A 21170-nucleotide genomic window follows, 5' to 3' on the forward strand; every position below is an offset into this window, starting at 1 on the left:
ACGGTCGCAAACACCATCCCGATCACCGTCAGCGACAGTCGAGGACACCCGCAACCGACCTACAGATAACGACCATCAGGGCCTCGGGTTCCTGTTGGCCGACATGGCCGCCGCGGTGGTCAGCGCCCGCGCCACCTACCTGGACGCCGCGCGCCGCCGCGACCTCGGCCTGCCCTACTCAACCCAGGCCAGCGTCGCCAAACTGATCGCCACCGACGCCGCCATGAAGGTCACCACCGACGCCGTGCAGGTGTTCGGCGGCGTCGGCTACACCCGCGATTTCCGGGTCGAGCGGTACATGCGGGAGGCCAAGATCACCCAGATCTTCGAAGGCACCAATCAGATTCAGCGCCTGGTCATCTCGCGCGGCCTGGGGTCGTGACGAACGGCGTCACCGCGGCCAGGAACTGATCGGGCTGCTCGACCATCGGGGTGTGTCCGGACCCTTTGATCACCACAGGCGTCAGCCCGGCCGCGGTGTAGCGCTCCACATTGGGCGCCGTCGGGGTCAGTACATCCTCGTCGCCCCACAGCACGAGCACCGGCTTGTGCAGTGCGGCAAGCGTTTCCACGGTCGGGTGCGGGCCTTCGGTGGAATCGCACAACCCGGTGTAGGTGAGTCGCTCCAACGAACGGTGGGCGTAGTCGGGCACCGGATAGTCGGCGGCGAACCCGGTCTGAAGTGAACTCTCGCTGATCGCGTCGACGCCGCGGACAAGATCCATCGCCGGCCCGATCACCGGCCAGCACACCATTTTTCCGAGTAGCGGCATGCTGACCAGATCGTCGGCTCCTGGGGTGTCGGAGACCACGACCCGCTCCACCAGGTCGGGATACTGCCGGGCCAGTTCGGCCGAGACCGCTCCGCCCATCGAATGCCCGATCAGCACCGCGTGACGCACGCCGAGTGCCACGAGCGCGTTGTGCACCGCCGTAGCCTGCGCATCAGAGCGGTACGCGGCACCGTCGGCGGGCGCCTCCGAACCGCCGTGACCGACCAGATCGATCGCGATCACCCGCTGGTCTCGGGCCAGCTGCGGAGCCACCTTCTCCCACCACTCCCTGGAGGCCGAGTACCCGTGCAGCAACACCACCGCGCGTTCCCCCGGCGGCCCGTACTCACGCACGTTGAGGTCGGGACCGTCCAGTTCCAGCACGTGCCCGCCCGCGAACGGCTCGGCCTGATGGTGCTCCTTGTTCGCCACCAGTTCATTCAGCAGCAACACCACCACAGCCAACAGCAGCACGACGACGGCGATGCGCAATTTCATCCTGCGCACGCTAATGCCAAGACGTCGGCGTTGACCAGCAGATTTCCCCGGTGGAACGAGTCTCAGCTAACGGCCCCATAATGACAGGGCAATGAACACACCTGCCCACGCCGCCAGCGTCCCCCGGCACCGTATGCCGCATCGGGGCGTGCGGGCCGCCCGCCGCGCCGCAGTCGGCCTGGTCGCGGCATCAGTGGTGGCCGGTACCGGTGCGGGCTGGGTGACCTACCACGGGGCCCTGGACGGCATCACCACGTCCAACGCCCTCGAGGGTGGGCCGATGTCGGCCGGCGACACCGAGAACATCCTGATCATGGGGCTGGACAGCCGGCTCGATCAGCACGGCAACCCGCTGCCCGAGGATGTCTACCAGGCCCTGCACGCCGGCGACGAGACCGTCGGCGGCTACAACGCCAACGTGCTGATCGTGGTGCACCTGCCCGGTGACGGCGGCCCGGCCACCGCGTTCTCGATTCCCCGCGACGACTACGTGGACCTGGCCGGCTGCGACGTCTCGCCGTGCAAGGGCAAGGTCAAGCAGGCCTACGGTTGGGCCTATCAGCGCGAGATGGACTCGCTGGAGGCCGACTCCGACGATCCGTCGGCCAATGAGCAGCAGGCCCGTGAGGCGGGCCGCAAGGCAGAAATCGCCACGGTCCGCAACCTGCTCGGCATTCCGATCGACCATTTCGTCGAGGTCACCCTCGGCGCATTCTTCGAAATCGCCAAGGCGGTGGCACCGATCACCGTCTGCCTCAACGCCGACACCTCAGATCCATACTCCGGGGCAGACTTTCGCCAGGGTGTCCAGGAGATCGACGCGGCCCAGGCGATGGCCTTCGTGCGTCAGCGTCGCGACGTCAACGACGAGAACTTCACCGACCTCGACCGCACCCGCCGCCAGCAGGCGTTCATCGCCGCACTGGTATCGGCGCTGGGCAAGAGCGGAACGCTGAACAGCCCGGCCGGATTGCGCAGCCTGCTGGGCGTGGTCAAGCAGAACGTCGCGCTCGATGCGGGATTCGACCTGGCCAGTTTTGCCCGGCGCGCGTCGGCGCTGACCGACAAGCCGCCGACGCTCTACACCCTGCCGATCAAGGAGTTCAGCCAGAATTCCAACGGCGAGGACATCAACCTCGTCGATGTGCCCACGATCCGCAAGATCGTGCACGACCTCGTCTCCAAGGATGACGCCACGTCATCGTCGGCACCCACCAGCAAGGCACAGACGCTCAATGGCCATGGTGCGGTGCTCGACGTGGTCAACGCGTCCACGTATAGCGGCCTGGCCGCCCAGCTCGAAACCACCTTCGGCGCACACGGATTCACCGAGGGTCAGATCGGTGACGGCGAATCGCTGGCTGCCACCACCACGATCGACTACGGGACCGGCGCCGAGGCCGCTGCTCAATCGTTGGCCGACGAGCTCGGCGTGATCGCGAACCCGTCGGCCGAAGTGCTGGCCGGCACCGTTCAGCTGACGCTGGGGACCGATTTTCCCGGCGACGAATACCTGACGGGATCCAGCGATGCGACATCGGAGTCCGGTTCGGACTCCACCTGGGACTCGAGCAGCGAGACGACGGAGGAGACCACGCCCAGCACGCCGGTGACGACGGTGGCCGCCACCGCGACCGGTACCTACACCCCGGCCCCCACCGACCTGAGCCAGATGAAGGTGTCCGGCATCCCCTGCGTGAAATAGCCGCGGCTACAGCGTGACCCGGACCTGGGTGCCGAACCCGGGCTCCGAGCTGATCGCCATCGAGCCGCCCATGGCATCGATGCGCACCTGCAGTGAGGCCAGCCCGATGTGTCCCTCGGCGACGGACTGGGCCAGTATCGCCGGGGCGAATCCCTTGCCGTTGTCGGCCATGGTCAGCACGACGCGCTCCCCCGAACGGTAGAGGCCGACGGAAATCGTGGTCGCCCCGGCATGTTTGTTGATGTTGGCCAGCAGTTCGCGCGCGGCGCGATACAGCAATGCCTGCCCAACGGGGCGCCCGACGTCCTCCAGATCCGCCCGCACCGTGATATCCGGCCGAGTCTCATACTGACGCAACAGTTCCCGCACCGCCGGGGTGAGTCCCAGCTGAGCCAGGACCTGCGGATGCAGTGCGGTGACCGTGGAGCGCAGCCCGACGGCGGTCTCCTGCAGCGCGGCATGGACGCGGTCCAGCCCGGGATCCGGGATGCGTTCGCGGATCTCGTCGAGGTCGAGGCGCGCGGCGAGCAGGGTCTGCAGTGGCCCGTCGTGAAGGTGCTCGGCCAGTTCGGCATTGCGCAGATCGTCGGCCCGGGTGGATTCCGAAACCAACTGGCGACGCACCTCCATCAAGGTCCGTACCCGCGCCGAGCGGCGCGCCAGCACGAATGACAACGCCGCCGACGCGACCGCCAGCCAGGCCAGAAAGCCCACGTGCATGTACACGATGTCGGGCAGGCCGACGTTGTCGTCGCGCTCGGAATACAGGATCCACACCGCGAGATATCCCACTGCGGTACTGCCGCCGAGCAGTGCGGTCAGCCATGGACGGTCCTGGAACGCAACGGATATGGGCAACAGGAAGAACACCGGCAGCAGCGCCGCGGTGGCCCCGCCCGAGACCGCGCACAGGGCGACCAGCACCAGTACGTCCACTGCGGTCGAGGCCCATTCGGCCCACGGCGGCATGGGCCCGCGGAACACCACCACCAGCCACAGCACCGCCACGGCGGCGTAGACGCTCAGGATCACCGCGTACAGGACAGGCAACCAGTGGTCGACGTCCCACACCGAGACCAGCACCACGATCAGACCGATCAGCGGCAGCCGCAGCAGCGCCGAGACCCGCACGGGCTGGGTGGTGAAGAATTCGACGACGCGCCCGCCTTCCATGTCAGTCCAGCAGCCGGCGGCGCATCGCCTCCGCGACTGCCGCGCCCCGATCACTGACGCCCAGCTTCTCGTAGAGGCGCTGCACGTGGGTTTTCACGGTCGACGGGGCCAGGAACAGCTGCTTGGCCATGGCCGGGATGGAAAGGCCCTTGGCGATCAGGTCGAGCACCTCACGTTCCCGTGGGCTGAGCACGGGAACGTCGGGTTCGTTGCGACGACGGATCTCGCCGGCCAGCCCGGCCGCCAGGTTGGGGTCGAGGACGTCGCGGCCCTTGGCGCACGACAGCACGGCGTTCACCAGCTCGCTGCGGGTGGACTCCTTGGACAGGAATCCGGCGGCCCCCTGCTGCAACGCGGTGTAGACGATCGCCGACTCGTCGTGCGCGGAGACCAGCAACACCCGGGTGGGCAACTCGTCACGGCTGACCGCGGCCGCCACCTGGGCCCCGTCGAGTTGTGGCATGCGGTAATCGAGCAGGGCGACCTGCGGCTGGTGGGTCCGGATCAATTCCAGTGCGTCGGCGCCGTTGTCGGCCTCGGCCACCACGTCGATCTCGCCGCTGGAGGTCAAGGCGCGCACGACACCCTCGCGGAACATCGGGTGGTCATCACCCACGACCACCCGCACCTTGGCGACCATGCGACACAGCATGGCACAGGCGGACCGGTGATCAGCGCGTTTAGAGTCGGCGGTATGCATCTGGACGAGCTGCAGTGGTTCGTGGTGCTCGCCGAAACCGAGCATGTCACCGACGCCGCAGCCGAACTCGGCATCAGCCAACCCACCCTGTCGCGCGCACTGGCCCGGCTCGAGGAGCAGGTCGGCGTTCCGCTGTTCGATCGGGTGAACCGGCGGCTGCGGCTCAACGCCTACGGGCACATCCTCTTGGAGCACGCCCGCCGCAGTATCAGCGAAATCCGCACAGCCACTGAGAGAATCGCCGAGCTACGGGACCCGGACACCGGGACGGTGCGGCTGGCCTTCCTGCATTCGCAGGCCGGCTGGTACGTGCCGGATCTGTTGCGGCGGTTCCGCACCGAGGCTCCGCGGGTGCGATTCGAGCTGTTCCAGGGTGCCGCCCACGAAATCATCGAACGCCTGGCCGGCGGTCAAGCCGACCTGGCGATCACCTCGCCGCGACCCGAGGGCTTTCGCTGGCGCGGGCTGTACATGGAGCGGCTGTGCCTGGCAGTGCCGCGCGAGCACCGTTTCGCCCGCCGGTCCAGGATCCGGTTGGCCGACGCCGGTGCCGAGCCCTTCGTTGCCCTGGCGCCGGACTTCGGGTTGCGTCAACTCACCGACGAACTGTGCGCCGAGGCCGGCATCTCGCCACCGGTGGTGTTCGAGGCGATGGAGATCCCGACCATGGAGGGGCTGGTGGCCGCGGGTTTCGGGGTGGCGGTGGTCCCGGTGCCCCGGCCCGAGCGGGCCGAACCCGGGGCCGCGTACGTGCCGCTGTCGGAGAGTTCGGCCAAACGCCAGATCGGGCTGACGTGGACCGCCGATCGCCCGCTGCCCCCCGCGGCGGCACGCCTCGCCGAATTCATCATGCAGAATATTCATGAGCTTGAGTAAACCCATGCATTGGACACATCTTTGCCGGCGTCCTACCGTCGGCTGAGTGTCCACCTCCCTGACCTCCGTTGAATGGCGCGGGCATTCCCGCGGCTCGACCGAGTACCGGAGGCTGCTGGCCGCCTTGTTCTGTGCCGGTGTCGCGACCTTCGCCCAGCTGTACTCGCCACAAGCCGTACTCCCGCTGATCGCCCACGACCTGGGCACCGGCGCCGCGCACGCCGCCTTGACGATCTCGGCGGCCACCGTCGGACTGGCACTGGGTGTGATCCCGTGGTCCGCTCTGGCAGATCGCATCGGCCGGGTCCAGGCCATGACGATATCCATCACTGCAGCAACGGTTCTCGGCCTGATCGTGCCGTTGGCCCCAGGTGCCGCACTGCTGCTGTCCGGTCGGCTGCTCGAGGGACTGATGCTGGGCGGGGTGCCCGCGGTGGCCATCGCCTACCTCACCGAGGAGATCGATGCCGGGCACGCCGCCCGCGCGGCAGGCACCTACGTCGCGGGCACCACCATCGGCGGATTGGCCGGCCGGCTCGTGACCGGGCCGATCGCCGAGTTCGCCGGATGGCGCGTCGGCGTCCTCGTGGTCGCGGTGTTGTGCGGTCTGTCGGCGTTCGCGTTCGTCAAACTCGCCCCGCCTGCGCGGGGCTTCACCCCGGCCCGCACCCGCAACCTGGCCCGGCGGCTGGCCGAGAACCTGCGCTCACCGCGTCAGCTCGTGCTCTACAGCCAGGGCTTCCTGCTGATGGGCGGCTTCGTGGCGATGTACAACTTCCTCGGTTTCCGGCTGATGGCCGCACCGTTCAACCTGCCGCAGACCGTCGTCAGCCTGGTGTTCCTGGCCTACCTGTCGGGCACCTGGGCCTCCGCCCGGGCCGGCGCCGAGGCCAGTCGGTTCGGCCGCAAGACCGTGCTGCTCGGCTCGATCGCCACGATGATCGCCGGGGTCGCGATCACGCTGGCCGGCAATGTCTTCGTGGTGCTGATCGGGCTGGTGATCGCCACCGCCGGTTTCTTCGGTGCGCACGCGATCGCGTCAGGTTGGGTGGGCGCCGCCGCCGGCGACGGCAAGGCCCAGGCGTCCTCGCTGTACAACCTCTTCTACTACGCGGGATCCAGCGTCATCGGCTGGGTCGGCGGGCTGGCGTTCGACGCCGCGGGATGGCGCGCCGTGGCCGGCACCGTGATCGGCCTCGCGGTGGTGGCGGGGGTGCTGGCCTCGACACTTACCCCGCGCAATTACCAGAGCTCGATGTCGCGGCCGTGCTCCGCTTCCGGTCGCGGACCGAAGTAGCGCCGCTGCGACTCCTCGATCACGACATCGTTGATGCTGGCCTCCCGCCGGGCCATCAGACCCTCGGGTGTGAACTGCCACAACTCATTTCCGTAACTGCGGTACCACTGGCCCTGCGCGTCGTGCCACTCGTACTGGAACCGCACCGCCATCCTGTTCTCCCGGAACCCCCACAAGCTCTTGCGCAGCACGTAATCCAGCTCGCGCTCCCATTTGGCGGTCAGGAACTCCACGATCTGTTCACGTCCGACGATGTGCAGGTCGCGATTGCGCCAGTGCGAGTCCGGCGTATAGGCCAGGCTGACCCGCTCCGGGTCACGCGTGTTCCAGGCATCCTCGGCTGCTTGGACCTTCTGGAGAGCTGTTTCGAGAGTGAAGGGCGGGAATGGCGGGCGGCTGTCGGTCATGCCACCTTTCTACCTGTCTAACCATGTGGCTATCGTGGCTGCCATGGACTTCGCTCTGTCGGCCAAAGCGGCTGATTACCACTCCCGGTTGACCGACTTCATGGTGGAGCACGTTCTCCCCGCAGAAGCTTCCTACCACGCCTATCGCGAGGAGAAGGGCCCGAAGGATCACACGGTGCCGCCGGTGGTCGAGGAGCTCAAGGTCAAGGCGAAGGCCGCAGGCCTGTGGAACCTGTTCCTGCCGTCGGAGTCCGGTCTGACCAATCTGGACTACGCGCCGCTGGCCGAACTGTCCGGGTGGAGCCTCGAGATCGCCCCCGAGGCACTCAACTGCGCCGCACCGGACACCGGCAACATGGAGACCCTGCACCTGTTCGCCGACGAGGCCCAGCGCAAGCAGTGGCTGGAGCCGCTGTTGGCCGGCGACATCCGAAGTGCGTTCGCGATGACCGAGCCGGCCGTGGCGTCCTCGGATGCCCGCAACATCGAGACCACGATGCTGCGCGACGGGTCCGACTACGTGATCAACGGCCGCAAGTGGTGGATCACCGGGGCGGCCGATCCGCGCTGCAAGATCCTGATCGTGATGGGCCGCACCAACCCTGATGCGGCCAGCCACGCCCAGCAGTCGATGATCCTGGTGCCGGTGGACACCCCCGGGGTGGACATTCAGCGGTCCCTGCCGGTGTTCGGCTGGCAGGACCAGCACGGGCACTGCGAGATCGTGTTCGACAACGTGCGGGTGCCCGCGGAAAACCTGCTACATGAAGAGGGCAGCGGCTTCGCGATCGCTCAGGCCCGGCTGGGCCCGGGCCGTATCCACCACTGCATGCGTGCCCTCGGTGCGGCCGAGCGGGCGCTGGCATTGATGATCGACCGGGTGCAGAAGCGGGTCGCGTTCGGCAAGCCGTTGGCCGAGCAGGGCGTGGTGCGGGAGTCGATTGCCAAGTCCCGCAACGAGATCGATCAGGCCCGGCTGTTGTGTGAGAAGGCCGCGTGGATGATCGACCAGGAGGGCAACAAGGCCGCACACGTGCTGGTCTCCCAGATCAAGTCGGTGGCCCCGCAGGTTGCCTGCGACGTGATCGACCGCGCCATCCAGGTGCATGGCGCCGCGGGCGTCAGCGACGACTTCCCACTGGCCCGGCTCTACAGCTGGCACCGCGCCATGCGGTTGTTCGACGGACCCGACGAGGTCCACATGCGCACGATCGCCCGGGCCGAGCTCGGCCGGGAGAAGTCCCCGCTGGCCGCGGCGGCGTGTGGCCATACGGGTTCGGCGGTGACTGCGTAGTGACCACCGAGCTGGGGGAACTGTCGGGGGCGTGGAACTTTCGGGATGTCGCGGAGGAGACCGCGATCCGGCCTGGGCTGCTCTACCGCTCGAGTCAGCTCAGCCAGCTCTCCGATGCCGGCCGGGCAGTGTTCCGCCGGCTCGGCATCACCGACGTCGCCGACCTCCGGTCGCACCAGGAGGTGCAACGGCAGGGCACCGGGCAGGTGCCCGACGGGGTCGCGGTCCACCTGCTGCCGTTCCACCCCGACAGCGGTTCGACTCAGGATGCTCCGCACGAGAACACCTTCCAGCGGGTGATGTCCGAATCCGTCGAAGGTGAGGACGTGGCCACCGCGGCCCGGCGGTACATGACCGAGGTATACGAGGAGTTTCCGACACTGCCGGGTGCGCACGGCGCGGTGCGCGAGGTGATTTCGCTGCTGGCACAGGAGCGTCCGGTGATCGCGCATTGCTTCGCCGGCAAGGACCGGACCGGCTTCACCGTGGCCACCGTGCTGGAAACCGTCGGTGTCGATCGAGACCGCATCATTACCGACTTCCTCGCCAGCAACGGCGCGATCCCGTCCCTGCGGAACCGGATCATGGAGTCGGTGCGGGCGCGGGCACAGGAGGCACCGGAGATGATCACCTACGCCGAGGCCAGACTGACCGACGAAGTGCTCGGGGTGCGCGAGGAGTATCTCGACGCGGCCTGGCGCAAACTCGAGGAGGCCTACGGCTCGGTGGCGGGTTTCGTCGAGGCAGCCGGGGTCTCGCCCGACGACCTCGCCGCGTTACGGACCAACCTCCTCGGCTGAAGCTGCTTGTTGACTTTGAACTGACGCTGCATTCGTGCGGGTAACGGTGTGCGTGGTGTCAAAGTCAACGGGCACCGCCACCCGCCGGTCGGGGACGGTTGGCGGTCAGACTCACGCCGACCTCGTCGGCCACCTTCATCGCCCCCATCAGCATCGAATACTGCTTGATTCCGAAATCACCGTGCCGCACGCAAGCCGTGCCGAGCACAGAATCGTCGGACACCTCAACCTCGACGGTCTGGTCGCCGGAATGGCCGGCAAGCTCGAGAACCCCCGCGATCCGCACCAGAGAACCGGAGCGCTCGATCGATGTGGACCGGAACCGGGCCTGAGGAAACTTCTTCGCCCGCAACGCCTTCAATGCGTTCGATCGGATCAGCAGCTTCTCGGCCCCCGACAACGGAGTCATACCGCCCTCGCCCCGGAGCACGTCCAGGGAGTCGAGGTCCACCGTCACCTCCACCGCCGAAGGTGTGTCGCCATCCCATTCCACGGTCGCGTGCCACGAGCGCATCGCGATGGTCAACCGATGGCCCATCCGCGACGCGCTGCCGGTCACCCCGGTGTGGAGCAGCAACTCGCCCGAGTCGGGGCCCAGGTCCCAGTGCGTCACGCGGCGATCACCAGACCCGTCACCCAGGTGATCGTCGCGAGTAAGGCTCCGGTCAGCTCGACGCCGACTGACAGCGCAACACCTTTGAGCGCGTGCACCGTTGACGTCCAGGCCCGCCGGTAGTCGCGACGCGAGGCCAGCTCGGCCAGATACACCCCCGCGACGAAGCCGATCACCAACCCGATCACGGGGATGACGAAGAACCCGATCAGGCCGAGCACCCCACCGGCTGCCAGGCTCCAGATCCCCACCTCCGCGGCCCGCATCCGGCGTACCGGCCAGACGTACTTGATCACCTCAGCCGTCACGAAGAACACCGCCGCAACCCCGAGCGTCACCCACGCAACCGTGGCGTTGGTCCCGGCCTTGGCCTCCCAGACTGCCCACACCGCGATCGCGGCGAAGACCAGAAACCCACCACCGGGCAGCACGGGCAGCACGATGCCGAGAAGTCCGACGGCAATCACCAATGCGACGAGAACAACGCCGAGAGTGCTCACGGTTTCTGCCCGCGCACCCACTGCATGGTGCCCATGGTCTTCGACCGCACCCGCTCCAGACCCAGCCCCTCGAACCGGTCGGCGAGCTCATCTTCGGCGAAGAAGCGGGCGCCACCCTTCGACAACAGCTGCGCAGGTCCCCGGCTCGTCGCCGTGGGCACCATGATCGCCATCCGTCCGCCCGGGCGCAGCACCCGCACCATCTCGGCCAGTGCGGCCTCCGCGTCGGGGATCAACTGCAACACCGCGATCGACGTCACCGCATCGAAGACGTCGTCCCGGAACGGGAGCTTCTGGGCGTCGGCACGCAGGAAACCGACCTGGCGGCCCGCTTCGGCCTCGACCGCGCGGGCCAACATCGGCTCGGAGATGTCCACACCGAACGCGAACCCGTCGAGCCCGGCGGACCGCGCCAGCGCAGCCGTCACATTGCCCGGACCGCTGCCGACATCGAGTGCGAGGCCGCCGGGCGGGATGTTCAGCCATTCGGTGGGTTCCTGCCACGCCGTCATCAGCTTGCGGCCGATCCCCTGGGCGTTGTCGTACAGCTTCGACCCGAGCGGGGACGCCCACACCTTCTGGATGAATCCCGCGTTCTTCGGGGCGTCACTGCCGTCGCCCAACAGGTCGAGGTACCCCTTGCTGATGTCCGGCTCGGCCGGCGGATCGGCGAGAAGCTCGAGCGCCTTGCGTAGTGCCTGACTCGATGCGGTGTCCACACCCCTACGCTACGCACCAAGTTGGTCGGCAAGGTCGACAAAATCGGTCGCGACGATGTCGAAACCATCGGCCCTGACGTCGTACGGAGTCGCGTCCGGGCCGTACTCCAAGGGCCGGGCCACGAATGCGGTCCCGAGCCCGGCGGCGCGGGCGGCCCGCAGGTCGGAAGGATGGGCCGCGACCAGCGTCAGCTCTTCGGGTGCGATGTCCAGCAGGTCTGCGCACCCGCGGTAGGCCTCGACATCGGGCTTGTAGTGCCGGAACAGCTCGGCTGAGATCACGCAATCCCACGGCAGCCCAGCATGTTTGGCCATGTTGGTCAGCAGTGAGACGTTGCCGTTCGACAACGTCGTGATGACGTACTGCCGCTTGAGCCGGCTCAACCCCGCCACCGAGTCCGGCCACGGATTCAGCCGGCGCCAGGCCCGGTTGAGGTGGTCGATCTCGTCCGGGCCGGCCCCGACACCTGCCTGCTCGAGCAGTGAGACCAGGATCGCGCGATGCAGATCGTCGATCCTGGTCCACGGCAGCTCACCACGTCGCACCCGGTCCATCGCCGGGGCATAGCCGGCTCGCCAATTGTCGGCGAAGACCGACCAATCCCGTTGCAGCCCACGGCCTTCACCGAAGGCTTGCAGCTCACCGATGATGCTGGACCGCCAGTCGACGACGGTGCCGAACACATCGAAGGCCAGGGCTTTCACTGCTACGGCTCCAGGACAAGCTTCCCGCGCACCTGCCCACTGGCCAGCGCATCGAGCGCAGCCGCGCCCTCGGACAGCGGGAACCGCACCGGCGCAGGCGGACGCAGCCCGCCGGCCACCAGTTTGTTGAGCTCTGCTCCCACCTGGGCTTGAGCGGCGGGGTGACGGCGGACGAACTCGCCCCAACCCACGCCCACCACGCTGACGTTGCGCAGCAGCAACCGGTTGACCTTGACCGTCGGAATGCCACCGCCTGCGGCAAACCCGATGACCAGCAGCCGGCCTTCGGGCGCCAGCACCCGGATGGCGTCGTCGAAGGCCTCGCCGCCGATCGGGTCCACGACCAGGTCGACCCCCTGGCCGTCAGTAGCATCCATGACGGCCTGGCGCCAGCCGTCGGTCAGCGGCAGCACCACATCGGCGCCCACTGACGAGACGAACTCCTCGGCCCCGGACCGGTGCACCATCGCAATCACCTTGGCGCCCATGGCTTTGGCCAGCTGGATCGAGGCGACACCGATACCGCCGGCCGAGCCGAGCACGAGAACGGTCTCCCCGGGCACCAGCCCGCCGCGGCGGGCCAACGCGAACTGCATCGTGTAGTAGTTACCGAGCAGCGATGCGGCCTGGCCGTCGTCGAGACCGTCCGCGGTGGGGATCACATTCGCCGGCAGGGCCGCCACCTGCTCGGCGTACCCGCCGAGCATGGTCATCGCGGACACCCGCTGGCCCGGGGTGAATCCCGAGCCCTCCGGTGCCGAGCGCACCGTTCCGGCCACCTCCATGCCCGGTGTGAACGGCGGTTCCAGCCGCAGCTGGTACTCGCCGCGGAGCAGCAGCAGATCGGGGAAGCAGACGCCGGCGGCGCCGACGTCGATGACCACCATGTCCGGCGACACAGGATCAGGGACGTCGGCGAACACCAGCCCAGACGTGCCGGTAAGTGCCTGCGCTACAAGCGCCTTCACGTATTTCAGCCCAGCTTGAAGCTGGCCTGCTGAGCGGCGGACAGATCGGTGATCTCGCCCCACTTGGCGGCGATCTCGTCGACCGAAGGCACCTCGCTGAAGGTGATGCCGTCATTCTGGAACAGCGCGGTGCGCTGCACTTTGCCGCCGCCCACGATGAACACCGAGTCGGTGTCGGGCAGTTCCTCGGTCATCAGGTAGGCCACCACCGGGGCGACGTACTCGGGGGTGAGCTTCTCGAACACCTCGGGCGGCAGGATGTCCTGCGTCATGCGGGTGGCGGCGATCGGCGCGACCGCGTTGGTCTTGATGTTGTACTTGGCGCCTTCCTGGGCCAGCGTGTTGATCAGGCCGACCAGGCCGAGCTTGGCAGCACCGTAGTTGGCCTGCCCGAAGTTGCCGAACAGGCCGCTGGTGGAGGTGGCGACGACGACGCGGCCGAAGCTCTGCTCGCGGAAGTGCGGCCACGCGGCGCGGATCACGTTGTACCCGCCGTAGAGGTGCACCTTGAGCACGGCGTCCCACTGCTCGAACGTCATCTTGTGGAAGGTGCCGTCACGCAGGATGCCCGCGTTGCTCACCACACCGTCGACCTTGCCGAACTCGTCGATCGCGGTCTTGATGATGTTCTCGGCGCCGGCCTGCTCGGCGACACTGTCGTAGTTGGCGACGGCACGGCCACCGGCGGCCTTGATCTCGGCCACCACCTCGTCGGCCATGTTGTGTCCGGCGCCGGACCCGTCACGGGCGCCGCCCAGGTCGTTGACGACGACGCTGGCGCCCTCACGTGCGAGCGTCAGGGCGTATTCACGGCCCAGACCTCCGCCGGCTCCGGTGACGACGACAACGCGATCCTGCACTCCTGGCATGGGGATTCCTCCTCGATAACGGGCCGGGAAACGGCTCAGCTCCCCTCCTGTATACGGCGGGCGGATAACTCCCGGTTAACCGGGTCGGTCAGTGCTCATCCGCGGCGCGGCTGACGTGTTTCTGCCAGCCGGGAGTCAATTGCCGCCAACGTCGCCGATCCGGAAATCAACGCTGCGCCCCTTTAGTTGAACCAATCAGGAAAGTAAAGAGTTGGAAAGAGGCAGAGGAAATGAAGAAGTTCGGAATTGGGACTGGGATCAGCACGATTGTCGCCAGCGGCCTGGCCGCCGCAGTTCTGGGCCTGGCGGGCCCGGCTTCCGCCGATGTGTCCCACCACGATTGGCTGGATCAGATCGGCCCGCACGTAACCGTGCCCCACGTCGACACCACCGTGCACCAGAGCCACTGAGGCTCCGACGCGCCGGCAGATGCGGCTCGCCGACACGTCGCGATGAACCGAACCATCTGGTGACCACCATCACCACGTCCGTGAGTGTTTAGTAGGAATAAACGCCCAGGTCCGGCGGTTGTTCAGTGCGGAATGTGTTCGCAAAAAGGATAGAAATAGATGAAAAAGTTCGGAATTCCCGCAGTGCTCGTCAGCGGAGTGGCCACCGCCCTTCTGGGCCTGTCCGCACCCGCCTCAGCCGGGGTGGACCACCACCTCTGGGTGCACCAGATGCATCAGAAGGCCACGGTTCCTCAGGTCGACACCACGGTCAAGCACACCAATGTGAATCGCACCAAGGCGATGTCGAACCACTGATCGACAACGAAAACAAAAGGGGCGCCCCGTAATCGGGGCGCCCCTTTCGTCATGTCAGAGGGCTCAGAGCTTCTCGGCAGTGACGAATGTGGAGAACGCCCGCGTGTCGTCGTGCTCGATCTCCACGTAACGGCCCAGCCGGCGCATCTCGTCGAGCGAATGCACACCGCCGGCCCGCCAACCGTGGGCGCCCAGCCACTCCGCCACATCGGCGCGGTCGGGATCCTCGTAGATCAGGTCCTGGATGTTGAGCGCCTGCTCCATGTTGAACTGCGCGGCGAAGCGCTCGAAACGCTCACGCATCTCCTCGCGACGCTCACCGGCCGAAACCCCGGCGGTCTCGGCGGCGATCCGGCTTCCTGGCGCTGACAACTCGGTGACGAGCTCGAAGAGTCGATCCTGGGCGTCGGCAGGCAGATACATCAGCAGGCCCTCGGCGAGCCACGCGGTCGGCTGGGAATCGTCAAATCCCGTGTCCCGCAATGCCTTGGGCCAATCCTGGCGCAGATCGATAGCCACCTCCCGGCGCTGCGCCGACGGCTGCGCGCCATGGGCGGCCAACGTCTCGGCCTTGTACTCCAGCACCTTCGGCTGATCGATCTCGAACACCGTGGTGCCGGCCGGCCACGCCAACCGGTACGCGCGAGAATCCAGGCCCGACGCCAGGATGACCACCTGGCGGATACCGGCGTTCGCGGCCTCGGTGAAGTACGCATCGAAGAAGTGCGTGCGCACCGCCTGGTAGCTGCCCATGTGCTCGAAGATCTTCGCGGCCTCGTCATCGACCTCGGCGATCTTGGCGGCGACATCCTGGTCCAGCAGCGTCTCCCAGAAGCCGGTTCCGGCACCGGCCACCAGGATCGCGGCGTACGGATCACGGATCAGTGGGTTCTCGCGTCCGGTCTCCCCGGCCCTGGCGGCGGCGACCATCACGGCCGTCGACCCGACGCTGGTGGCGATGTCCCAGGTGTCGTCGTGGCTGCGCAGTGAGCTCATCGGGATTCTCCGTCCAATCGGGCGCGCAACAGCACGCTGTCCAAACCGAATTCCGCCAGCTCGTCGACGTCGGCCGCGCGACCCAACCGGGCCATCTCGTCGGCGCTGGACACCGCGTCGACGTCCCAGCCGTGTGCAGCGAGCCATTCCGCCGCGTCGTCGCGCCCGTCACACGCGTACATCAGCGCATCGGCATCGATGTCGAGCCCCAGCGAGGCGCGCATGTTCTCACCGCGGGCCCGACGTTCGGCCCGCTTCTCCGGCGTGAAGCGCGCCGGATCCATGGCGAAGTCCTCGACCGCGACGCGGCTGCCCGGCGCGCTGTGGGCGCCGACGAGTTCGAACAGCCGGTCCTGCGCCTCGGCAGGCAGGTACGGCAGCAGCCCCTCGGCCAGCCATGCGGTCGGCTGCCCGGGGTCGAAGCCCGCGTCGATCAGTGCCGTGGGCCAATCTTCACGCAGGTCGACCGGCACCGGCACGTGCTCGGCCCGGGCCAGCGCCCCGTGCGCCTGCAATGTCTCGGTCTTGTAGTGCAGCACCTTGGGCTGATCGATCTCGTAGACGATGGTGCCCGCCGGCCAGTCCAGCCGGAACGCCCGGGAGTCCAGGCCCGCGGCCAGGATCACGACCTGACGGATGCCGTCATGGGTGACCTCGGTGAAGTAGTCATCGAAGTAGTGGGTGCGCACAGCCTGGTAGTTGCGGGCCATGTCGTGAATGCGGTGAGCCTCCGGATCGTCACCGATCCAGTGCGGTTCGCTACCGGCCAGCTGCGCCCACGCCGGACCTGCGGCGGCCACCAGGAGGAAGGCGAACTCGTCGCGAATCAGGGGTTCGGGCTGCACGGTCTCGGCAGCACGGGAAGCAGCCACCGCCAGCGCAGTCGCCCCGACGCTCTCGGTGATGTCCCAACTGTCGCCTTCGGCCCGACCCGGCCGTACATCGCTCAGATCAGTCATTTGCCAAGCAATGCTACCGAATACTTAGTCGATCTATGCGGTGCTGTGGGGCACCTCACGGCACCGCAGCATCAATCGCGCAGTTGCCAGAGCTTGTTCGCCATCAGCAGTTCGAACTTGTCGACGATGACCGCCACGTCGTCACGATGACCCACGTAACCGGCGTAAAAGCCCATTCCCCACATCACCGCCACCAGCATCTCCACGATGGCCGGGATGTCGGTGTCGGTGGTCAATTCGCCGCCCGCGATCGCCTCGTCGACTGCCCACTTGACGAACTCCCGCGAGCTGCGCAACGCGTCGTGCTCCTCGGAGACGAGCTCGGGATGGCGCTGCGCCTCCAGCACCGACGTCACCAGGAATGCCGCCGCCGACCGGTCGGTGGACTCCGCATCCATGGCCGCGGCGAAAAACGCCGAAATACGGTTGAGCAGGGTGGTGGCTTCCCGCGCCTTGGCAATGCCTGCGGCGATCACTTTCGCATTGGTCTGTTCGACCACATCGCGGTACAGAACACGTTTGCTGCTGAAGTAATGGTTGATTGCCGGACGGGTCAGATCCGCGCGGATCGCGATTGCCTGAAATGTAGCTGCGTCGTAGCCAAGTTCGCTGAAAACTTCGCGGGCAGCGCGCACGATGCGCTCGCGTGTCTCCGCTGCCTTTGCTGCGGGAGGACGTCCAGGTCCTCGACTCGCCATGTGGGCCACACTCAAATTGTGCCACACGTCACCTGAGAGCCCCGACGCCGTCATCTTCGTGTGCGTTATATGCGGCTGACCAGCAAAGCCCCGCCGCGCCGAAAATGTTGACGACGAACTAGCGTTAGCCGGATGGCGGGGGTGGTGTCGCGGGAGGCGTACTTCGAAACCGGTCTGGATGTGTTGTCCGATCTCGGGTACGGCGGGCTCAAACTTGCCGAGGTGTGCAACCGACTCGGCGTCACAACCGGATCGTTCTATCACTACTTCCCCAACTGGGCTTCCTACACGCGGGAACTGATCGCGCACTGGCGTGAAGCACGGACCCGACGGGTGGTCGAAGCACTGCGCGCCGATCACGACCCCCACCACCGGATCCTTTCCATCATTCAGGAGGCACTGGCCCTGCCGCACGGCGCCGAGGCCGCCATCCGGGTGTGGAGCTCGCTGGACCCCGACGTCTACGCCGTTCAGGCTGAGGTGGACCAACTGCGCTTCGACATCGTCTTCGAATCCGCCTACGAGATCATCGGCCACGAACGCAATGCCCGGTACTACGCGGCCTGGAGCCTGTATCTGGTGATCGGCTTTGAGCAGGCCACCCTGACCCGGGACCCCGACGCCCTGGAGTGGATCTCCTTGCAAATGCGCGACGCGCTGGAATCAGGCCGCTTCACTCCCACGCCGGGATCGGACCAACCGGTCTAACATCGGCGATCATGCTGACCCCGGCCGAGATCTGGCACCGGGCAGCTGACCGCCTGCGGGATAAGGACCCGGATTACGACGCGCTGCGCCGTGCCGTGCGGGCCGCCATCGTCCTACCCGTCGCCGCAGCCGTCGGCTTCGCCGTCGGGGGCGACTCGCAGACTCCGCTGTTCGCGATCTTCGGAGCGGTCTCCCTGCTCATCACGGCCGACTTCCCGGGCAACCGGCCGGCCCGCGCCCTGGCCTACGGCGGCCTGGCCCTCAACGGGTTCGTACTGATCGTGCTGGGCACGGTCCTGGCTCCCTACCCGTGGCCGAGCGTGGCGGCGATGTTCGTCGTCGGACTGGTGGTGACGTTCTCCGGGGTGCTCAGCGAGATCGTCGCCGCCGGGCAACGCGCCACGCTGCTGCTGTTCGTGCTGCCGCTGTGTACACCCGTGGGCCCGATTCCCGACCGGCTGCTGGGCTGGTTGATCGCCCTGGTGGTGTGCGTGCCTGCCGCGCTGTACCTGTTTGCGCCCCGCCACCACGATGAGCTGCGCCGCGACGCCGCGCGGGTATGCCGACTATTGGCCGACCGGCTGGAGGGCCAGGCCTCGGACCGCGACGTCACCCGCGCGATGAACGCGCTGTACGCCAGCTTCCTCGGCGCCGACTACCGGCCCGTCGCCCTCAGCGCGGGCAGCCGCGCACTGGTGCGCGTCGTCGACGATCTTGGCTGGATCTGCGACCAGGTCACCGACCAGACGGGCGAACTGCTGGGTGCCACGCGCGAGCCCACGGTGCGGGTACTGCGCGACAGCGCCGCCCTGCTGAAGATTCATGATCGCGCCGAGCGCGCCGCCCGCGAAGCCGATCTGCGCGCGGCTCTCGCCGAGCAGCGCACCGTGGCCCAGAGCAGTTACCGCGAGGACATCACCCAGATCCTGAGCATGGCCGACGACGCATCCGCCGCCAAGGTCGGCGGGGTCCTGCTGAACCGGCGCACCATCTCGGCCACCATCGCCGTCACCGGACGCGTGATCGGCAATGCGGCACTGGCCGACGCCCGACCGGTGTGGGCCCGGGTGCTGGGCCGGCGACTACCCGAAACCGGGGCCGCGGACTGGGTGATGCCCGAGACCGTCGCCGTCGCCGCCATCACCCGCGGCCTGGTCGCCTCCCGCGCGGTGGTGCTGCGCAACAGCCTGCGCACCGGTCTGGGGTTGGCCCTCGCGGTGGCCGTCACCCACCTGTTTCCGGTGCAGCACGGGTTCTGGGTGGTGCTGGGCGTGATGTCGGTGCTGCGCAGTAGCGCGCTGGACACCGGGACCCGGGTGCTGCGTGCCGTGGCCGGCACGACGATCGGCTTCATCCTCGGCGCCGTGCTCATCGAGTTCGTCGGGGTGGATCCGATCGTGATGTGGATCTTGTTGCCTCTGGTGGCATTCGGATCGGCCTATGTGCCCAAGGTCGGATCGTTCATCGCCGGGCAGGCGGCGTTCACCATGATGGTGCTGATCAACTTCAACCTGATCGCACCGACCGGTTGGCGAGTCGGGTTGGTCCGGGTGGAAGACGTCGTGGTCGGCGCACTCGTGGGGATCGTGGCGTCGGTGCTGTTGTGGCCGCGGGGTGCGACGGCCTCGGTGTCCAAGGCGATCGATCGGGCCAGGGCGGTGGGCGCACAGTTCCTCGACGCCGCCGTGCTGCGGGTGACACGTGGCGCCTCAGAGGCCGCCACCGATCGCGTGATCGCACTCGGGCATGACACCCTCACCGCCACGCGGACACTGGATGACGCTGTCCGCCAGTATCTTTCGGAGACCGGCGGGCCCACCGACCAACGTGCCCCGGCGGTTCGGGCGGCCAATCGGGTGATCCGGGTACGGGCGGTGGCAGAGCTGATCGCCGACGTCGTGCCCCCGCCGCTGGGCGTCTATCCGCAGACCCGTTCGGTGATCGAGGAGCATGCCGCGGCGATCTGCACCCGGCTCACCGGCACGGACACCACGTCGGAACTGATACCGATCGGCGAGAGCTTCGTGGTGTCGTTACGCGCCGAGGCCACCGGAACCGATCTGGCGGTCTCGGCGGCCCTGCCGCTGGTCACGGCTGCAGCGCATCTCGGCGAGCTGGAGTTGTTGTACCCGCAGCCCGCCGAGTCGGTAGGTTAGTCGGTCAGTTCAGGGGCCGATGCGGCATCAGCGCATTCGGCGGAATCTGGCCGAACTTGCCCGCCTGGTAGTCCTCCAGCGCCTGGATGAGCTCGGACTTCGAGTTCATCACGAACGGACCGTAGTGGAAGACCGGTTCGCGAATCGGTTTGCCGCCCAACAGCAGAACCTCCATCGCCGGCCGGTTCGAGTCCTGAGTTCCCTCAGCAGACACCGTGATCCGGTCGCCCGGGCCCAGCACGGCCAGTTGGCCCTGGTGGATCGGGTGGCCGACGGGGCCGACGCTGCCGCGCCCGCTCAGTACGTACACCAGCGAGTTGAAGTCGCGGTTCCACGGCAGATTGAGCTGCGCACCCGGCTCGATCGTGGCGTGCGCCAGGGTGATCGGGGTGTGGGTGTTACCCGGCCCCTGCGCCCCGTCGATCTCGCCGGCAATGATGCGGACCAACGCCCCGCCGTCCTGAGAGGACAGCAACTTGGCGTCGGGACCTTCGATGGCCTGGTAACGCGGCGTCGCGAACTTGTCCTTCTTCGGCAGGTTCACCCACAGCTGGATGCCGTGGAACGTGCCGCCGCTCTCGACCAGTTCGGCCGGCGGGGTTTCGATGTGCAGGATCCCGGACCCGGCGGTCATCCACTGAGTGGCGCCGTCGGTGATCAGACCGCCGCCGCCGTGGGAATCCTGGTGCGCGAACCGGCCGTCGATCATGTAGGTGACGGTTTCGAAGCCGCGGTGCGGGTGCCAGTCGGTGCCCCGCGGTTCACCGGGCTGGTATTCCACCTCACCCATCTGGTCCATGTGGACGAACGGGTCGAGGTCGGCGGCGCTGACTCCACCGAATGCGCGGACGACGGGGAATCCCTCGCCCTCGTATCCGCGCGGGCCGGTGGTGATCGAGCGGACCGGGCGTTCGGTCTCCGACGCCTGAGCTGCCGCGATACGGGGCAGGGTCAAGGTGTCTGCGGTGATGGCTGGCATTCCTACCTCC

The 21170-nt window shown here is 67.4% G+C and carries 24 protein-coding genes; 10 read left to right on the forward strand and 14 right to left on the reverse strand.

Annotated elements, in window-relative coordinates; translation table 11 throughout:
• A partial coding sequence (locus tag AC4LGL_RS20815; protein WP_491840432.1) for an acyl-CoA dehydrogenase family protein occupies positions 1 to 382 on the forward strand: 382 nt, incomplete at its 5' end.
• Here the strand turns inward: AC4LGL_RS20815 and AC4LGL_RS20820 are convergent.
• Positions 357 to 1271, reverse strand: a complete 915-nt coding sequence (locus AC4LGL_RS20820; protein WP_491840433.1) for an alpha/beta fold hydrolase — start codon at positions 1269 to 1271, stop codon at positions 357 to 359. The genes AC4LGL_RS20815 and AC4LGL_RS20820 overlap by 26 nt on opposite strands.
• A gap of 91 nt (positions 1272 to 1362) precedes the next feature.
• On the opposite strand from AC4LGL_RS20820, the gene AC4LGL_RS20825 reads away from it, so the two are divergent.
• Positions 1363 to 2976 carry an LCP family protein gene (locus tag AC4LGL_RS20825; RefSeq protein WP_491840434.1) on the forward strand — a complete coding sequence of 538 codons (1614 nt, stop codon included), beginning with the start codon at positions 1363 to 1365 and terminating at the stop codon, positions 2974 to 2976.
• A 6-nt stretch (positions 2977 to 2982) separates the two neighbouring features.
• Here the strand turns inward: AC4LGL_RS20825 and AC4LGL_RS20830 are convergent, their stop codons facing one another.
• Together AC4LGL_RS20830 and AC4LGL_RS20835 are read right to left on the reverse strand one after the other, a co-directional pair.
• On the reverse strand, positions 2983 to 4149 hold the full coding sequence (locus tag AC4LGL_RS20830; RefSeq protein ID WP_491840435.1) for a sensor histidine kinase: 1167 nt from the start codon (positions 4147 to 4149) through the stop codon (positions 2983 to 2985).
• A gap of 1 nt (position 4150) precedes the next feature.
• Complete coding sequence (locus AC4LGL_RS20835) at positions 4151 to 4789, reverse strand: response regulator (RefSeq protein ID WP_272868659.1); 639 nt, start codon at positions 4787 to 4789, stop codon at positions 4151 to 4153.
• A gap of 54 nt (positions 4790 to 4843) precedes the next feature.
• On the opposite strand from AC4LGL_RS20835, the gene AC4LGL_RS20840 reads away from it, so the two are divergent.
• Both AC4LGL_RS20840 and AC4LGL_RS20845 read left to right on the forward strand, forming a co-directional pair.
• A complete protein-coding gene (locus AC4LGL_RS20840; protein WP_491840436.1) occupies positions 4844 to 5725 on the forward strand; it encodes a LysR family transcriptional regulator in 882 nt (293 codons plus the stop codon).
• Between the two features lie 46 nt (positions 5726 to 5771).
• Positions 5772 to 7022 carry an MFS transporter gene (locus tag AC4LGL_RS20845; RefSeq protein ID WP_491840437.1) on the forward strand — a complete coding sequence of 417 codons (1251 nt, stop codon included), beginning with the start codon at positions 5772 to 5774 and terminating at the stop codon, positions 7020 to 7022.
• Here AC4LGL_RS20845 and AC4LGL_RS20850 read toward each other — a convergent pair.
• Positions 6968 to 7429: a DUF1348 family protein gene (locus tag AC4LGL_RS20850; protein WP_491840438.1), complete on the reverse strand. Its 462-nt coding sequence runs from the start codon at positions 7427 to 7429 to the stop codon at positions 6968 to 6970. The genes AC4LGL_RS20845 and AC4LGL_RS20850 overlap by 55 nt on opposite strands.
• A gap of 43 nt (positions 7430 to 7472) precedes the next feature.
• Between AC4LGL_RS20850 and AC4LGL_RS20855 the strand changes: the two genes are divergently transcribed.
• Complete coding sequence (locus AC4LGL_RS20855) at positions 7473 to 8723, forward strand: acyl-CoA dehydrogenase family protein (protein WP_491840439.1); 1251 nt, start codon at positions 7473 to 7475, stop codon at positions 8721 to 8723.
• Positions 8723 to 9523 (forward strand): tyrosine-protein phosphatase, encoded by an 801-nt coding sequence (locus tag AC4LGL_RS20860; protein WP_491840440.1) that lies wholly within the window; start codon positions 8723 to 8725, stop codon positions 9521 to 9523. The genes AC4LGL_RS20855 and AC4LGL_RS20860 overlap by 1 nt, the downstream gene beginning before the upstream one ends.
• 64 nt (positions 9524 to 9587) lie before the next feature.
• On the opposite strand, the gene AC4LGL_RS20865 is transcribed toward AC4LGL_RS20860, so the two are convergent.
• From AC4LGL_RS20865 to AC4LGL_RS20890, 6 genes are read right to left on the reverse strand one after another with little or no spacing between them, the layout of a single operon-like run.
• A complete protein-coding gene (locus tag AC4LGL_RS20865; protein ID WP_491840441.1) occupies positions 9588 to 10136 on the reverse strand; it encodes a YceI family protein in 549 nt (182 codons plus the stop codon).
• On the reverse strand, positions 10133 to 10636 hold the full coding sequence (locus AC4LGL_RS20870; protein WP_491840442.1) for a DUF456 domain-containing protein: 504 nt from the start codon (positions 10634 to 10636) through the stop codon (positions 10133 to 10135). Before AC4LGL_RS20870 ends, AC4LGL_RS20865 begins: the two co-directional genes overlap by 4 nt.
• Positions 10633 to 11355, reverse strand: a complete 723-nt coding sequence (locus AC4LGL_RS20875; RefSeq protein WP_491840443.1) for a class I SAM-dependent methyltransferase — start codon at positions 11353 to 11355, stop codon at positions 10633 to 10635. Before AC4LGL_RS20875 ends, AC4LGL_RS20870 begins: the two co-directional genes overlap by 4 nt.
• Positions 11356 to 11364: 9 nt before the next feature.
• Entirely contained in the window at positions 11365 to 12060 is a 696-nt protein-coding gene (locus AC4LGL_RS20880) for a haloacid dehalogenase type II (RefSeq protein ID WP_491840444.1), read from the reverse strand.
• A gap of 2 nt (positions 12061 to 12062) precedes the next feature.
• Positions 12063 to 13028, reverse strand: a complete 966-nt coding sequence (locus tag AC4LGL_RS20885; protein ID WP_491840445.1) for an NADPH:quinone oxidoreductase family protein — start codon at positions 13026 to 13028, stop codon at positions 12063 to 12065.
• A 5-nt stretch (positions 13029 to 13033) separates the two neighbouring features.
• Positions 13034 to 13897, reverse strand: a complete 864-nt coding sequence (locus AC4LGL_RS20890; RefSeq protein WP_055119353.1) for an SDR family oxidoreductase — start codon at positions 13895 to 13897, stop codon at positions 13034 to 13036.
• A gap of 230 nt (positions 13898 to 14127) precedes the next feature.
• Between AC4LGL_RS20890 and AC4LGL_RS20895 the strand changes: the two genes are divergently transcribed.
• Entirely contained in the window at positions 14128 to 14307 is a 180-nt protein-coding gene (locus tag AC4LGL_RS20895) for a hypothetical protein (protein ID WP_491840446.1), read from the forward strand.
• A 159-nt stretch (positions 14308 to 14466) separates the two neighbouring features.
• Positions 14467 to 14664 (forward strand): hypothetical protein, encoded by a 198-nt coding sequence (locus AC4LGL_RS20900; RefSeq protein WP_055119351.1) that lies wholly within the window; start codon positions 14467 to 14469, stop codon positions 14662 to 14664.
• A 63-nt stretch (positions 14665 to 14727) separates the two neighbouring features.
• On the opposite strand, the gene AC4LGL_RS20905 is transcribed toward AC4LGL_RS20900, so the two are convergent.
• The 3 genes from AC4LGL_RS20905 to AC4LGL_RS20915 form a co-directional block, all read right to left on the reverse strand.
• Positions 14728 to 15660: a class I SAM-dependent methyltransferase gene (locus AC4LGL_RS20905; protein ID WP_491840447.1), complete on the reverse strand. Its 933-nt coding sequence runs from the start codon at positions 15658 to 15660 to the stop codon at positions 14728 to 14730.
• Positions 15657 to 16619 (reverse strand): SAM-dependent methyltransferase, encoded by a 963-nt coding sequence (locus AC4LGL_RS20910; protein ID WP_491840448.1) that lies wholly within the window; start codon positions 16617 to 16619, stop codon positions 15657 to 15659. The genes AC4LGL_RS20905 and AC4LGL_RS20910 overlap by 4 nt, the downstream gene beginning before the upstream one ends.
• Before the next feature lie 71 nt (positions 16620 to 16690).
• Positions 16691 to 17326, reverse strand: a complete 636-nt coding sequence (locus AC4LGL_RS20915) for a TetR/AcrR family transcriptional regulator (RefSeq protein WP_491840449.1) — start codon at positions 17324 to 17326, stop codon at positions 16691 to 16693.
• 123 nt (positions 17327 to 17449) lie between these two features.
• Between AC4LGL_RS20915 and AC4LGL_RS20920 the strand changes: the two genes are divergently transcribed.
• Positions 17450 to 18025: a TetR/AcrR family transcriptional regulator gene (locus AC4LGL_RS20920; RefSeq protein ID WP_491840450.1), complete on the forward strand. Its 576-nt coding sequence runs from the start codon at positions 17450 to 17452 to the stop codon at positions 18023 to 18025.
• Between the two features lie 11 nt (positions 18026 to 18036).
• Entirely contained in the window at positions 18037 to 20181 is a 2145-nt protein-coding gene (locus AC4LGL_RS20925) for an FUSC family protein (protein ID WP_491840451.1), read from the forward strand.
• Positions 20182 to 20185: 4 nt separating this feature from the next.
• On the opposite strand, the gene AC4LGL_RS20930 is transcribed toward AC4LGL_RS20925, so the two are convergent.
• A complete protein-coding gene (locus AC4LGL_RS20930) occupies positions 20186 to 21160 on the reverse strand; it encodes a pirin family protein (RefSeq protein ID WP_491840452.1) in 975 nt (324 codons plus the stop codon).
• Positions 21161 to 21170 lie beyond the last annotated feature (10 nt).

This window comes from Mycolicibacterium arcueilense, assembly GCF_058536225.1.